The sequence below is a fragment of the Mesorhizobium album genome, from assembly GCF_033977205.1.
GTDB classification, from domain to species: domain Bacteria; phylum Pseudomonadota; class Alphaproteobacteria; order Rhizobiales; family Rhizobiaceae; genus Mesorhizobium; species Mesorhizobium album.
Genome location: NZ_JAVIIW010000028.1, coordinates 34,034 through 46,433 on the forward strand (window position 1 = coordinate 34,034; position 12,400 = coordinate 46,433).

Here is a 12,400-nt window from a genome sequence, read left to right on the forward strand (position 1 = left end):
ATGCTGTAAGGAGCCGCGCATGTCGTCCGGAATCCTGCCATGCGCGTGACCACCGATCTGTGGGTATCGGCCTTGCTGCGCCGCGTCTTCACCGCCGGCGGCTTTGCCGCCGTGGTCAAGCGCGGCGCGACCGAGGCGGGCGCCGTCTTCGTGCTGTCGCGCGGCCGGCTGGGGGAAGTCGCCCTCTACGGGCCGGCACCGCAGACGAGTTACGATTCGGCCAAGCCCGATGAGCGCTTCTTCACCTTGCTCGATAGCAACGACGATGCCTCGGCATTCGATGCGCGGCTCGAGAAGGAAAAAAGATTCGATCCGGACATCTGGGTGGTCGAGATCGAGGCAGGCTCCCTTCCGATCGACGAGCTTGTTTCCGTGAAGGTGGAATAGCGCAGGCAGCCCGGCCTTCGTTCCCGATAATTCCGGACGGAAAACTGCTGCGCACTTTTCCTGGAATCGCTCAGGACGCCTTGAGGCTGGCGGCTGAACCGTCGCTGTTGGATGGCTGGCGTTCGGCACTCTCGGCGGCGTTGCCGCGGATAGCCCGCGACAGGGTTTCGGCTTTCCAGGTCCGCACCTTGTCGAGCGCCGCTTCGCGATGCAGCAGCCGGTAGCGGTCGAGGAACAGCCGGATCGCCTGCGGGTGCGGGAACTCGCCCGGATAGACCGCGACCGCGATCAGGAAGGCCCTGTCCTCGCTGAGGTCGAGAGCCTTGAGCGCCGCCAGCAGCGCAGTGCAGCTCGCCTGCTCGGTCACCGAGCGGGCCGTGGCGAAATCTATATCGAGCGCGTCGGCAAGCGCCGTCTGGAAGAAGGCGGCGCTGCCGGTCAGCGCCGTCTCGCGCAGCTTCACATAGGTCGGCTGGCCGAGGAACAGGTTGACGGCGACGCCCTCGCCGGCAGGCCGCATCATCGAGCGCAGGCGCCGCCGCGCAGTCTCCTCTGCTTCGCCGGGAACCGGACGTTCGTCTTCCAAAGCGACGGCGGGCGCCGGTTTCACCGGCGCGAGCTTGGTGACCGTCTCCGGCGGTCGCGTCTTGACCAGTGTCGGCTTCTCCAGCGCGCGGATCAGGTGAGCTATGGTCGGGTTGATCTCCTTGCGCCGCGCGATCGCGCGCGCGTGCGGCAGGCCGTGGCGGCCGATCAGCGCGATGAGGTCGATGTCGCTCAGCGCGTTCGAGCGGATAAGCAGCGGCGCCGCGATCTCGACCGGTTCTTCGGCCAGCCGCCGCACCAGCGCGGCCGGCGCATACTCGCATTCGGAAAGGGCGGCGGCGACATAGCGGCGCGATTCGACCGACACCTCGTCGAACAGCGGCAGCGTCAGATCTTCCAACTGGGCGATCTCGCGGCGCGACGGGCGCGTCAGCGAGCAGAAGGCCGACACGGCGGCGCGGAACAGCCTTTCGGCTTTTCCCGCTTCGGTCCGGATAGCGATTTGCCTGAAATCCGAAGAAGACACGGAGGATACGCCCGATACTCGACACAGACCTGGTCCCGCGCAATCCGGCCGGGCCGGTTTCGCGTCTCCAGGGAACAAAGATCAAATTAGCCGCGATCCGTTAGCGCTCCGTTAACCCTCTGCCCGCCTTAATCAACTTTGGAGGCGTTGCGTTGTGCTCCGGGTCAACCGAGAGGAATGCGCGAACCATGGGCATGGTCCTGTCTTTTGTGCCGAGAACGGCACCCGTCAATCGAGTAAATCACGCTACCGACACAGCGGCCGCGGTCATCATCTTTCCCGGGGTCCGCTACGAGCAGCAGCCGCAGGCCGGCGCGGCGCGTCCGGAGGGCCCGGACAAGCCAGGATCGCCGCGGCCTCCAGTGCCGCATCACTGACCTGGTCCGTCAGTAGTCCTGCAACTCGCAGGCGCTCTGTTGGAGGAAACGCGATACGATCGGCTTCCAGCTGTCGTCCGGCACGAAAGCGCGGACGACGAAGATGCCTTCCTCGATCGGCGCCTCGACGAAGATCGCGCCCTGCAATTCCTCGGGAAGATCGCGCCGCACGTCGATCATCTGCGCCGGCGTCAGCACCACGGCATCGAGCTTCTCGCTGTTCGCATTGTGGTCGTTGAAGGAATAGATGTTGTGGCCGCTGCGGTCGTAGACCGAGGCCGACCAGAACGGCACGTTGCCCGGCGCGCGGATCCGCACCAGCCCGTCGGCAAGGTCGAAGCGGCAGGCGGCCGCGTAGAACAGCGGGTCGACCGACTTCACCACCGGCGCGCCGCCGGCCTCGGCATCCAGTCGCGTCATCTTGTAGAGGTCGGAGGCCAAAGCCAGTCGCGACCAGGCGTCGCGTTCGGAGAATTCCGGCACCAGGAACAGCACCACGATATGCACGATGCCGGCGCCGATCAGGCCGAGAATGAGCGCGTGCGGCAGCCTACGCATTGCAGCCCGCCTTCAGGATACGCGGCAGCGTCACGTCGGAGAGCCCGGTGCTGCTCGCGATCGGCGTGTCATAGAAGGTCAGCACGAAATACATCTTGCCGAAGCCGTTGGTGAGCAGCCAGTTGCCGGGGGCAGGGCGGTTGCCGACGGAGATGACGACCGAATTGTCGGGTCGGCGCAGCACTTCGTAGGATTGAAGTGCTGCCCGTCTCGCCTTGTCGGTGTCGATGACGCCGAGCGACTGGTCGGCGGCATAGAGCGTCCAGAACCGGGCGGTCGGATAGCCGCCCTCGATCGTATAGGCGCATTCCCGCTTCAGAGGCTCGTCGGTCTCGTCGCGCTCGGCGACGAAGGAGAGCCCCTCCGCCTGGCCGAGCGCCAGCACGCCCTCGCGCGCCAGGCGCGCCTTCGAATAGGGGTCGGCGGCCAATGTGCCGGCTTCGGGAAAGGCGGTCCATTGGCCGATGCGGATCGCGCCGACGCCGTCCTGCGCGTTGAGCGCGTACCAGACGCTGCCGCCGCCAAGCCCAATGGCTACGGCAAGCGAAAGCAGCGTGAGGAATGCGTTCTTGAGCATGAGGGCCGCAAACTGAGAGGTTGCTCGGGATATCGCGGCGCAGGGCCTCGTGGCAAGCCGGCTCGCTTCTAAAGCGCGTCGCGATCTTTCAGATTCGCTCCATGCGCTTTAGGTTTTTGATTTTACGCATGTCATTATCCCGAAACCGGTTCCCACTTTCGGGAGACATGCTTTAAAGCGCCGACAGCGTCTCCGGCGCGGTGGGCGGGCTAAGCACCGGTGTGGCCTGGAATGTCTTGGTCATATCCCTCAGCGTCTGCGTGGTTCGGCTGGAGAGCACCGGCGGGCGCTCGGCTTCCGCCTGCGCCGCGGCATCGTCGGCCTCCTTCTTCGCCGCTTCCTCTGCCTTGGCCGCAACCTCCGGATCGACGAACGGATGATCGAGACCCGGGATCGGCTTCAGGTCGATGTTCTGGTGCGCGTACACCATCAAGCGCTGCCACACCATCGCCGGCAGCGAACCGCCGGTCATCTTGTTGGTCGGCGTGAAGTCGTCATTGCCGAGCCAGACGGCGGCCGTGTAGTTACCGGTGAAGCCGACGAACCAGGCGTCGCGGTAGGATTGCGTGGTGCCGGTCTTGCCGGCCACCACGATGTTGGGAAGCTGGGCGCGCCGGGCCGTGCCGATGACCGGCACCGCCGCCAGCATCGTGTTCATATAATGCAGCGCCTTTTCCGACAGCACGCGGTGCGGCGGCGGCGCGTCCTTGGTCCAGTCATAGACCACGTCGCCGGTGCGGGTGACGAGCTGGGTTATGCCGTGCCTGGAGCCGACAAAGCCGTTCTGGGCAAAGACACTGTAGCCAGTCGCCTGGTCCATCACCGTCATGAGGGACGTGCCGAGCACCATGGTCTTGTGCGATTCCAGCGGCGATTCCACGCCCATCGATTCGGCCATCGCCTTGATCGGGGCGATGCCGAGATGATCTTTGGCGAGCCGCACCGGCACGGTGTTGATCGACTTGGCGATCGCCGTGAGCAGCGTGACATTGCCGGCCGATCCGCCGCTGTAGTTGTGCGGCGACCAGTTGCCCCAGGAGATCGGACCCCCGGAAACCACGGAATCCGGCGTGAAGCCATGCTCCATCGCCGTGGCGTAGACATATGGCTTGAACGACGAGCCGGTCTGGCGCAGCGCCTTGGTGGCGCGGTTGAACTGGCTGGCGCCATAGTCGCGGCCGCCGACGATGGCGCGCACCGCGCCGTTGGTCTCGATCACCACCACCGCGCCTTCGGTAACGTTGTATTCCTTGCCGAACTGGCGAAGGTGGAACTCGACCGACTCCTCGGCCGCCTTCTGGATATTGGCGTCGAAAGTGGTGTGGGCGACCAGCGAATGCTGGCCGGGCTTGGCGATCTTCTTGACCTCGTCGAAGGCCCAGTCGAGGAAATAGTCGGGGCTCTTCTGCTCGCCGCGGTCGACCACGTCGGCCGGATGCAGCCGCGCCTGCAGCACCTGGCCCTCGGTCATGAAGCCGGCGTCGACGAGGTTGGAAAGCACCACATTGGCGCGCGCACGTGCCGCCGGCAGGTTAATATGCGGGGCATATTTGGTCGGCGCCTTGAACAGGCCGGCAAGCATCGCCGCCTCGGCGAGGCTCAGGTCCTTGACGCTCTTGCCGAAATAGAAATCCGCCGCCGCCTCGATGCCGAACGTGCCGCCGCCCATATAGGCGCGGTCGAGATAGAGCTGCAGGATCTCCTTCTTGGAAAGGTTCGCCTCCAGCCATAGCGAGAGAAAAGCTTCCTTGATCTTGCGCTCCAATGTGCGCTCGTTGGAAAGGAACAGGTTCTTGGCGAGCTGCTGGGTGATGCTGGAGCCGCCCTGCACAACCGAATTGGCGCGCACATTCTCGAAGATGGCGCGCGACAGGCCGAGGACATCGATGCCGTAATGGTCGAAGAAACGCCGGTCCTCGGTCGCCAGCACCGCCTTGATGACGATGTCCGGCATTTCGTCGACCGGTACCGAATCGCGCTGGATGATGCCGCGCTGGCCGATCTCGTTGCCGTAGCGGTCGAGGAAGGTAACAGCGAAGTCACCCTGGTTGCGCCAGTCGCCGGCGGTGATCTCAAAGGCCGGCATGGCCAGCGCCAAAAGCACCACGAATCCGCCGGCGCCCATGGTGAAGCTTTCGCTCAGCACCTCGATGATGGCGCGCCGCCAGCCATGCAGGCGGAAGCGGCGCGAAAATATGGTCGCCCATTCCCAGAATTCGCGCGCCTTGAAGCCGATCTCGTAGAGCGAGGAATCGAGCCACGCGTCGACGGCAAGCGCCGCAGAGGCGATCCGGCCTCTTCTCTTGCGCGGTTTTAGGGGACTTGCCATTCCAGAATTCCACCCTGGCGATCTTCAACGCCCGACCGGGCATTTCAGGTCCGCCTTGAGAAGACTAATCGTCCATTTTCACCCTGCTCACAAGGGCGGCAAAGCCACAGCACAAGCTTTGTTGATCGCAACGGCGTGGCCGTGACGGACCTATGATATCACCGCGCCGCGATGAAGCGCATGAAATGCGCCACGTCCGCATCGGTCGGCTCCTGGCCGGTGAAGGAGCGCAGATAGGCGGCAAGGTGGCTGACCCGGGCCTCGACCGGCTCCTTGAGGTCGAGCACGTAGTAGCCGATCTGCATGTAGTAGAGCACGCGGGCGCGAATGAAGGCGTCCTCGTCGTCATAGCCGTGCCGGCGGTACATGTCGCGGATGGCGAGGAGGCGCTCGTCGTCGGCCTGGTCGATCATGCGCCGCACGTCGGCCGAGCGTCTCGCCCATTCGCGGATGGCAAAATCGAGCCTCGGGTCGAACAGGCGCTCGTCGGCCCAGCATTCGAACACGTTCATCACACCCATGATGATGGTCTCGGACGGACGCCGGGCGCGCTCGACGATCGCCGTGGTGTTGGTGTCGTGCCAGTGCTTGAGCAGCTGGTCGAGCAGGTCCTGCCGGCTGTTGAAATACCAGTAGAAGCTCGAGCGCGACACGCCGAGCTTCTGGCCGAGCGTGAGCACGCGCACGCTCTCGATGCCTTCTGAGATCAGCGTTTCAAGCGCCAGACTGATCCAGTCCGAGCGCGTCACCTTGATGTTGCCGGGCGTCGGTTCGGCCTGGGGAGCGGTCATGATCATGGCCGCACAATAGGCATGGCGCGAAACTATTCGCAAGCTCTGGACAGAAGTGTCTAGACACATGTGTCCACGGCATGTATCTTAAGGGCCTCCAACGAGAGGGAGAGGCTCGTGAAATCGCATTATCGCGCGGTCGTCATCGGGGGAGGCGTGGTCGGCGCCTCGGTGCTCTATCACCTGACCCGGTTCGGCTGGAGCGATGTGGCGCTCATCGAGCGCGCCGAGCTGACGGCCGGCTCGACCTGGCACGCGGCTGCCGGCTTCCATGCGCTCAACGCCGATCCCAATGTCGCGGCGCTGCAGGATTACACGATCAAGCTCTATCGCGAGATCGAGGCCGAGTCCGGCCAGAACGCCGGCCTGCACATGACCGGCGGCGTCAACATGGCAAGCGACCCCGAGCGCTGGGAGTGGCTGAAATCGGCCTGGGCCGTGTTCCAGTCGGTCGGCATCGAGACGGCGCGGCTGGTGACGCCCAAGGAGATAAAGGAGATCTGCCCGATCGTCGATGTCAGCGGCGTGCTCGGCGGCCTCTATGATTCCAACGAGGGTCATCTCGACCCTTACGGCACGACGCACGCCTATGCGGGCGCCGCGAAAAAGCGCGGCGCCGATGTCATCCTGCGCAACCGCGTCGTCGAGCTGAAGCAGCGCGCCGATGGCGGCTGGGACGTTGTCACCGAGAAGGGCACCATCGTCGCCGAGCAGGTCGTCAACGCAGGCGGCCTCTGGGCCAAGCAGGTCGGGCTGATGGCCGGCATCGACCTGCCGGTGACGCCGATGGAGCATCATTATTTCGTCACCGAGGACATTCCGGAAGTCGCTGCCCTAGACAAGGAACTCGGCCTCGCCGTCGATCTCGACGGCTTCTCCTACCTGCGGCAGGAGCGGAAGGGCGTGCTGCTCGGCGTCTACGAGCAGAACCCGAGACACTGGAACATGGACGGCGCGCCCTGGGACTACGGCATCGAGCTGATCCCCGAAGACATCGATCGCATCAGTCCTGAGCTCTCCAGGGCTTACGAGCGCTTTCCATGCCTGGCCAAGGCCGGCATCCGTAAATGGGTGAACGGCGCCTTCACCTTCACGCCGGACGGCAACCCGCTGGTCGGGCCGGTGCGCGGCCTGAAGAACTACTGGGTCGCCTGCGGCGTCATGGCGGGCTTCAGCCAGGGTGGCGGCGTCGGCAAGTCGCTGGCCGAGTGGATGATCTATGGCGAGCCGCAGGCCGACATCTTCGGCATGGACATCGCCCGCTACGGCGCCTTCGCCGCCAACCGCGAATATCTCAAGCAGACCACACGCCAGTTCTATGCCCGCCGCTTCGTCATGACCTTCCCCAACGAGCGGCTGCCGGCGGGCCGGCCGCTGAAGCGTCCCGGCGCCTATGACTGCATGAGCGCCGCCGGCGCCGAGTGGATGGCATCCTGGGGGCTGGAAATCCCTGCCTATTTCGCGCCGATGGGTTTTCGCGAGGAGACGACGCTGAAGCGCTCCAACGCCTTCGACATCGTCGGCGACGAGGTGCTGCAGGTGCGCCGCGCCGCCGGTCTCGTCGATACCACCGCTTTCTCGCGTTACGCCGTGTCGGGACCGGGCGCCGAGGCTTGGCTCGACCGGCTGCTCGCCTGCAAGCTGCCGAAGCCCGGCCGCGCGAAGCTGGCGCCGATGCTTGGCCATGACGGCAGGCTCAAGGGCGATCTCACCGTTCTCAACTGGGGCGGCGGCGAATACTGGATCATGGGCTCTTATTACCTGCGCGAGTTCCATATGCGCTGGTTCGAGGCGCATAGGGCTGACGGCGTGTCGATCACCGACATTTCCGACGCGATGTCCGGCTTCCTTGTCACCGGACCGAACGCAAGAAAGATCGTCGAGCGCACCACCCATCAGGATATCTCGGCGCAAGCCTTGCCGTTCATGGCCTGTGGTGAGTTTGACATCGGCATGGTGCGTTCCCGGGTCGCCCGGTTGTCGATTGCCGGCGAGCTCGGCTTCGAGATCAACTGCCCGGCCACACTGCATTCGACCCTGCGCGAGACGCTGCTTGCCGCGGGCGAGGATCTCGGCCTCGCCGAGATCGGCTATTACGCGCTCAATGCGCTGCGGCTGGAGAAGAGTTTTGGCATCTGGTCGCGCGAGTTCACGCAAGGCTACACGCCTGGACAGACAGGCCTCGACCGCTTCATCGCCTTCGACAAGGGCGACTTCATCGGCCGCGAAGCAGCTCTCAAGGAGCGCAAGGCGGGCGTCGCGCGGCGGATCGTGACGCTCGAGGTCGACGCCGTCGATGCCGACGCCAGCGGCTTCGAGCCGGTCTGGTGCAAGGGCCGGCGCGTCGGCTTCGTCACCTCCGGCGGCTATGGCTATACCGTCGGCAAGAGCGTCGCCCTGGCGTTGGTGGACGACGATTTCGCCGGGGAGGGGACAGCGCTTTCCGTACACATTGTCGGCGTCGAACGGCCGGCGCGCGTCATCGCGGCCTCGCCTTACGACCCCAAAGGCGAGGCAATGCGGCAATAGGGAGGATTGGGCATGATTGACGAGGCCGCACGCGATCTTCGGCGCGAACGTCGGCGCGGACGCAACGGCGAAGCGGGCGCAGAATCGAGCCGCCGTCCGAACTACCGTTCGCTGAAGAACCCGTTCCTGCCGCAGCCGGTCTTCTCCGGCGACCAGGTCGCCGCGATCCACGACACGGCGCTGCGCGTGCTGGAGGAGCTCGGCATCAAGGTGCTGCTGCCGGAAGCGCGCGCCATCTTTGCCAAGGCCGGCGCCTTGGTCGACGAGGACAGCCAGATGGTGAGGATCGGCCGTGACATGGTCGAGGCGGGCCTTGCCTCGGCGCCGCGCTCGATCCCGGCCCACGGCGGCGACCGCTCCCGCGATCTTGCGCTGGAGCTCGGCACCATGACCTTCCTCGCTGGCTGCGGCGCGCCCAATGTCACCGATCTCGAACGCGGCCGTCGGCCGGGCACGCTTGCCGCCTTCGAGGACCTCATCCGTCTGGTGCAGCATTTCGACGTGCTGCATATGCTCGGCCCCTGCATCGAGCCGCAGGATGTCGACACCCGCTTTCGCCATTATGCCACCGGCCGGGCGCAGCTCACCCTCTCCGATAAGCTTCCCTTCGTCTTCGCGCGCGGCACGCCGCAGGTCGAGGACAGTTTTGAGATGGTCCGGCTGGCGCGCAGCCTCTCGGAGGACGAGTTCCGCGCCGGCGCCCATTGCTACACGGTCATCAACACCAACTCGCCGCGCCAGCTCGACATCCCGATGGCGCAAGGCATCATCGACTTTGCCCGTGCCGGCCAGGTCTCGATCATCACGCCATTCTGCCTGGCCGGCGCCATGGCGCCGATCACCGTCGCCGGTGCGCTGACGCTGCAACACGCCGAAGCGCTGGCCGGGCTGACGCTGGCGCAGCTTGTGCGCCCCGGCGCGCCGGTCGTCTACGGCTCCTTCTCCTCCAATGTCGACATGAAGTCGGGCGCGCCGGCCTTCGGCACGCCGGAGCATATCAAGGCCACACTGGGCGCCGGCCAGCTGGCGCGCTTCACCGGCCTGCCCTGGCGCTCGGGCGGCGGCAGCGCCGCCAATGTTTCCGACGCGCAGGCAGCGCACGAGACGCAATTCGCGCTGTGGGGCTCGGTGCTTGCGGGCTCCACCGTCTGCATCCACGCCGCCGGCTGGCTGGAAGGGGGCTTGAGCGTTTCCTTCGAGAAGCTGATCACCGACATCGAGGCCCTGCAGACCATCGCCGAGCTTTGCGCCACAACGCCCGGCGATGCCGACGCCATCGGCTTCGAGGCCATCGCCGAAGTGCAGCCCGGCGGCCATTTCTTCTCGGCAGCCCACACCATGACGCGCTACCGCACCGCCTTCTACGAGCCGCTGGTGGCCGACTGGTCGAATTTCGGCAATTGGACGCAGGCGGGCGGCAAGACCGCAACCGAGCGCGCCACCGGCGTCTGGAAGCGGATTCTTTCCGATTTCCAGCCGCCCGCATCCGCTGCGGCCACCGCGGGCGTGCTCGACGAGTTCATCGCGCGGCGCACCGAAGCGGGTGGCGCGGCGCCGGTGTCGTGAATCCGAAAACGCAATATTTTCGAGACCTTCGCCGTTCACGCTACAGTCAAAGCGATTCGCGATCTGGTATCGGATCGCGCGCGTGGTTACGTTGCCGAACAGGTTAGCAACGAACCGAAGGCTGTTTTGCGATGGACGGTAGATGACGGCGCCTGGCGATTTGATGCAGGCCTTGTTCCTGAGGCTGAAGACCGACGCGTCGCTGTCGGCGCTGCTGGGCGGCGCCGGCCTGCTCGAGCGCGCCGACGCCAAGGCCGCCTTTCCCCACGTGACCTACGGCCGCACCAGCGCTTTCGATCTCGAAACCGGCGCCGACAATGACAACGATCAGCTCGTCACGCTGCATATCTGGTCGAAGGCTCAAGGGGAGGCCGAGACGCGGCTCATCATGGACAGCATCAAGGCCCGCCTCGACGGCGCGGCGCTATCCATCGGTCCGCGCGGCCAGACGCGCCTGTCCCTGGAATTTGCCGAGGCGCGCTATGACGACGACCTCGAGGTCCATCACGGGCTGCTGCGCTTTCGCGCGCTCACGAAAGAGAGCGCCTGAGCCACCAGCCCTGTTTCTACAGCTGAGCCTGGATCTCGGCCTTGTCGATGACCGACCAGACCTCGCAAATGCGCCCGTCATGGAACTCATAGAAGACGTTCTCGGCGAAGGACACGCGCTTGCCGTTCACCGGCAGGCCGAACAGCACGCCTTTCGGCCTGCAGTCGAAATGCAGGCGGGCCGCCACGCGCGGCGGCTCTGAAACCAGTAGCTCGATGTTGAAACGCAGGTCGGGAATGGCCTGGAAATCGCCTTCCAGCATCCGGCGATAGCCCGCAAGCCCGATCGTCTCGCCATTGTACTGCACCTCTTCGCCGACGAACCGGCCGAGATTGTCCCAGTCCTGTGCGTTCAGGCAGTCGATGTAGCCCTTGTAGAGATCGGCAAGATCCTCACGGCTCACGGCACTCTCCCATGGTCGTCCACGGCGCAAACTAGAGCATGTCCTGGCAGCGAAAAGCGTAGCCGCGCCGATGTTTTTCCGGCTATCAATCTGACGTCCGGCTTGATGGGGGCTCGGGCAGCAGTGTCGCATCATAACGTCGCGCGATCAGGGGGCATGGCGGGTATGGATCTTCGGCCGTTCACCGTTCATTTCACGTTCAGCACGCATGCGTTAGAACCGTGATCATGAAAACCTTCCGCTCCCATATCCGCACCGCGATGCTGGCGCTTGCCGCAGCCGGTCTTTTTGCGTCGCAGGCGACGGCCATGATGCTCATCGAGCCGTCGGTCGATCGGCCCGTCGTGCTTGCCGCCAGCGATTGCTATGCGATCGGGCAGCAGGTCGCCGCGCAGAACGGCGGCACGCTCGCCAAGGCCTCGCAGGCGACGCGCGGCGGGCAGCAGGTCTGTGTCATCGTGGTGCTCGTCCCCGGCAAGGAGGGCCAGCGCCCACGCCGCTCGGAGATCGTAGTCCCGCTCAACTGACCCCATCGTTTCCCGGCCGGCGGAATCGGCCTATATCTCTTCCAGTTAACAGGCTTTCAACCGATGCGCGTGCTCGTCGTCGAGGATGACAAGGATCTCAACCGGCAGCTGGCGGATGCGCTGGTCGATGCCGGCTATGTGGTCGACCGCGCCTATGACGGCGAGGAGGGGCATTTCCTCGGCGACACCGAGCCTTACGACGCCGTCGTCCTCGACATCGGCCTGCCGCAGATGGACGGCATCAGCGTCGTCGAGCGCTGGCGCCGCGGCGGGCGCAAGATGCCGGTGCTGATCCTGACTGCGCGCGACCGCTGGAGTGACAAGGTAGCCGGCATCGATGCCGGCGCGGACGACTATGTCACCAAGCCCTTTCACATCGAGGAGGTGTTGGCGAGGGTGCGGGCGCTGATCCGCCGCGCCGCCGGCCATGCCTCGTCCGAGCTCACCTGCGGGCCGCTGAGGCTCGACACCAAGTCCTCCAAGGCCGATGTCAACGGCGTGCCGCTGAAGCTCACCTCGCATGAGTTCCGTTTACTTGCCTATCTGATGCATCATATGGGCGAGGTGGTGTCGCGCACCGAACTGGTCGAGCACCTCTACGACCAGGATTTCGACCGCGATTCCAACACCATCGAGGTGTTTGTCGGGCGGCTTCGTAAGAAGATGGGCATCGACATGATCGAAACCGTGCGTGGCATGGGCTATCGCATGCGAGAGCCGGAGGCGTAACGCGG

At 65.1% G+C, this 12,400-nt stretch carries 12 protein-coding genes; 6 read left to right on the plus strand and 6 right to left on the minus strand.

What is annotated here, in order from left to right; translation table 11 throughout:
• Positions 1-39: 39 nt before the first annotated feature.
• Positions 40-387 carry a DUF1491 family protein gene (locus tag RFN28_RS22220; RefSeq protein ID WP_320289367.1) on the plus strand — a complete coding sequence of 116 codons (348 nt, stop codon included), beginning with the start codon at positions 40-42 and terminating at the stop codon, positions 385-387.
• Between the two features lie 70 nt (positions 388-457).
• Here RFN28_RS22220 and RFN28_RS22225 read toward each other — a convergent pair whose 3' ends face one another.
• The 5 genes from RFN28_RS22225 to RFN28_RS22245 all read right to left on the minus strand — a co-directional run bounded on the left by RFN28_RS22225 (position 458) and on the right by RFN28_RS22245 (position 6,097).
• The gene (locus RFN28_RS22225) at positions 458-1,459 is read right to left on the minus strand and encodes a hypothetical protein (RefSeq protein WP_320289368.1); all 1,002 of its coding nucleotides are present in this window, start codon (positions 1,457-1,459) and stop codon (positions 458-460) included.
• A 386-nt stretch (positions 1,460-1,845) separates the two neighbouring features.
• Complete coding sequence (locus RFN28_RS22230; RefSeq protein ID WP_320289369.1) at positions 1,846-2,394, minus strand: DUF1254 domain-containing protein; 549 nt, start codon at positions 2,392-2,394, stop codon at positions 1,846-1,848.
• Positions 2,387-2,971, minus strand: coding sequence for a DUF1214 domain-containing protein (locus RFN28_RS22235; protein WP_320289370.1), 585 nt, complete (start codon positions 2,969-2,971; stop codon positions 2,387-2,389). Before RFN28_RS22235 ends, RFN28_RS22230 begins: the two co-directional genes overlap by 8 nt.
• Before the next feature lie 172 nt (positions 2,972-3,143).
• Positions 3,144-5,300, minus strand: a complete 2,157-nt coding sequence (locus RFN28_RS22240) for a transglycosylase domain-containing protein (RefSeq protein ID WP_320289371.1) — start codon at positions 5,298-5,300, stop codon at positions 3,144-3,146.
• Positions 5,301-5,458: 158 nt separating this feature from the next.
• A complete protein-coding gene (locus RFN28_RS22245) occupies positions 5,459-6,097 on the minus strand; it encodes a TetR/AcrR family transcriptional regulator (protein WP_320289372.1) in 639 nt (212 codons plus the stop codon).
• Between the two features lie 111 nt (positions 6,098-6,208).
• On the opposite strand from RFN28_RS22245, the gene RFN28_RS22250 reads away from it, so the two are divergent.
• The 3 genes from RFN28_RS22250 to RFN28_RS22260 all read left to right on the plus strand — a co-directional run bounded on the left by RFN28_RS22250 (position 6,209) and on the right by RFN28_RS22260 (position 10,736).
• Positions 6,209-8,620: a GcvT family protein gene (locus RFN28_RS22250; protein WP_320289373.1), complete on the plus strand. Its 2,412-nt coding sequence runs from the start codon at positions 6,209-6,211 to the stop codon at positions 8,618-8,620.
• Positions 8,621-8,632: 12 nt separating this feature from the next.
• Positions 8,633-10,186, plus strand: a complete 1,554-nt coding sequence (locus RFN28_RS22255) for a trimethylamine methyltransferase family protein (protein WP_320289374.1) — start codon at positions 8,633-8,635, stop codon at positions 10,184-10,186.
• 142 nt (positions 10,187-10,328) lie between these two features.
• Complete coding sequence (locus tag RFN28_RS22260) at positions 10,329-10,736, plus strand: DUF3168 domain-containing protein (protein ID WP_430678612.1); 408 nt, start codon at positions 10,329-10,331, stop codon at positions 10,734-10,736.
• A 16-nt stretch (positions 10,737-10,752) separates the two neighbouring features.
• Here the strand turns inward: RFN28_RS22260 and RFN28_RS22265 are convergent, their stop codons facing one another.
• Positions 10,753-11,139 carry an ester cyclase gene (locus RFN28_RS22265; RefSeq protein ID WP_320289375.1) on the minus strand — a complete coding sequence of 129 codons (387 nt, stop codon included), beginning with the start codon at positions 11,137-11,139 and terminating at the stop codon, positions 10,753-10,755.
• 227 nt (positions 11,140-11,366) lie between these two features.
• On the opposite strand from RFN28_RS22265, the gene RFN28_RS22270 reads away from it, so the two are divergent.
• Together RFN28_RS22270 and RFN28_RS22275 are read left to right on the plus strand one after the other, a co-directional pair.
• A complete protein-coding gene (locus RFN28_RS22270) occupies positions 11,367-11,666 on the plus strand; it encodes a hypothetical protein (protein WP_320289376.1) in 300 nt (99 codons plus the stop codon).
• A gap of 63 nt (positions 11,667-11,729) precedes the next feature.
• Positions 11,730-12,395, plus strand: coding sequence for a response regulator transcription factor (locus RFN28_RS22275; RefSeq protein WP_320273009.1), 666 nt, complete (start codon positions 11,730-11,732; stop codon positions 12,393-12,395).
• The last annotated feature ends 5 nt before the right edge of the window (positions 12,396-12,400 follow it).